This is a genomic window from Bacillus sp. SIMBA_031 (assembly GCF_046535225.1).
GTDB lineage: Bacteria > Bacillota > Bacilli > Bacillales > Bacillaceae > Bacillus > Bacillus velezensis.
In genome coordinates this window covers 1-265 of sequence record NZ_JAWRXC010000334.1, presented here as the reverse complement: position 1 = coordinate 265, position 265 = coordinate 1, and the positions used below count along the sequence as shown (strand labels likewise).

Annotated in this window: 1 protein-coding gene; it reads right to left on the bottom strand. The window is 36.6% G+C overall.

All coding sequences use genetic code 11. From position 1 onward, the window contains the following. Positions 1–108 precede the first annotated feature (108 nt). Positions 109–265 (bottom strand): VOC family protein (locus SB724_RS20535; protein ID WP_410572754.1); only part of this gene is annotated, 157 nt, incomplete at its 5' end.

Below are 265 nucleotides of genomic sequence, written 5' to 3'. Positions count from 1 at the left end.
AGTGTCCGCAGGCTTTCCGTCTTGGACCTATATACGTTTCTCTTGCAGACTATAAAAATCATAAGGTAAGTTAACAAACGCATTACCTTAATCCCGCCAGTCAAAAAATTATATCATTTTATATATTTCAATAAGATTATTATCTGGATCTCTGAAATGAGCAATTCGTGCACGCCATTCCTGACGATCATGTGGTTCATTGACGCATTTAATCCCTTGCTTGTGCAGATAGTCATACGTTTTATCAACATCTTCTACCTTAAAC